General features: G+C 54.9%; 1 rRNA gene. It reads right to left on the bottom strand.

Annotated elements, in window-relative coordinates:
- Positions 1-1,323 (bottom strand): 16S ribosomal RNA (locus tag HMPREF0080_RS05340); the annotation flags it as partial.
- Positions 1,324-1,477: the final 154 nt, after the last annotated feature.

Here is a 1,477-nt window from a genome sequence, read left to right as displayed (position 1 = left end):
GGGACTCTGTTTGCGGGGTTTGCTCCGGATCGCTCCTTCGCTTCCCTCTATTTAGAGCCATTGTAGTACGTGTGTAGCCCAAGCCATAAGGGGCATGATGACTTGACGTCGTCCCCGCCTTCCTCCGCATTGTCTGCGGCAGTCTCTCCTGAGTCCCCACCTCTACGTGCTGGTAACTGAAGATAGGGGTTGCGCTCGTTGCGGGACTTAACCCAACATCTCACGACACGAGCTGACGACAGCCGTGCACCACCTGTTGTCTCGTCTTCCGAAGAAGAACCAGGTATCTCTACCCGTTGCGAGCAATGTCAAGGCTTGGTAAGGTTCTTCGCGTTGCGTCGAATTAAACCACATACTCCACCGCTTGTGCGGGCCCCCGTCAATTCCTTTGAGTTTCAGCCTTGCGGCCGTACTCCCCAGGCGGGGTACTTATTGCGTTAACTCCGGCACAGGAGGGGTCGATACCTCCTACACCTAGTACCCATCGTTTACGGCCAGGACTACCGGGGTATCTAATCCCGTTTGCTCCCCTGGCTTTCGCGCCTCAGCGTCAGTTGTCGTCCAGAAAGCCGCTTTCGCCACCGGTGTTCCTCCTAATATCTACGCATTTCACCGCTACACTAGGAATTCCGCTTTCCTCTCCGACACTCTCAGCTGTCCAGTTTCCATCCTCTCACGGGGTTTAGCCCCGCACTTTCTAGACAGACTTACACAGCCGCCAAGCGCCCTTTACGCCCAATCATTCCGGACAACGCTTGCCACCTACGTATTACCGCGGCTGCTGGCACGTAGTTAGCCGTGGCTTTCTCTTACGGTACCGTCATGCCGGCTCCCTCTTCGCTACCCGGCCGTTCGTCCCCTATAACAGAGCTTTACAACCCGAAGGCCGTCTTCACTCACGCGGCGTTGCTCCGTCAGGCTTTCGCCCATTGCGGAAGATTCCCCACTGCTGCCTCCCGTAGGAGTCTGGACCGTGTCTCAGTTCCAATGTGGCCGTTCATCCTCTCAGACCGGCTACTGATCGTCGCCTTGGTGGGCCGTTACCCCTCCAACCAGCTAATCAGACGCAAACCCCTCCCACAGCGGTAGCTTGTTCCAGAGGCCACCCTTTCTTCCTCTTACCATGCGCTAAGAGGACCGTATTCGGTATTAGCAGCCGTTTCCAGCTGTTGTCCCCATCTGCGGGGCAGGTTGTTTACGCGTTACTCACCCGTTTGCCACTCGATTGTAAGAAAAGCAAGCTTCTCTCACTCTCTCGTTCGACTTGCATGTGTTACGCACGCCGCCAGCGTTGTCCTGAGCCAGGATCAAACTCTCCATGATAGCTTCATCAGAGAGTGTCGGCTCGTTTCTTTTCGTTCTTTCGTTCTTCCTGAAATCTTATCTGCATAAGACCTCGCACTCTGGCGTTTGGTTTGTTGTATTGTTTAGTTTTGAAAGGTCATCCGCCGCTTGGCGACTCGTTTATCTTACCAAA

Origin of the sequence: Megasphaera geminata F0357 (genome assembly GCF_000239275.1) — a bacterium.
Taxonomy (GTDB): Bacteria; Bacillota; Negativicutes; order Veillonellales; family Megasphaeraceae; genus Megasphaera; species Megasphaera geminata.
Note: the sequence above shows the minus strand (reverse complement) of the source record. Positions and strands in the feature narration are given on the sequence as shown.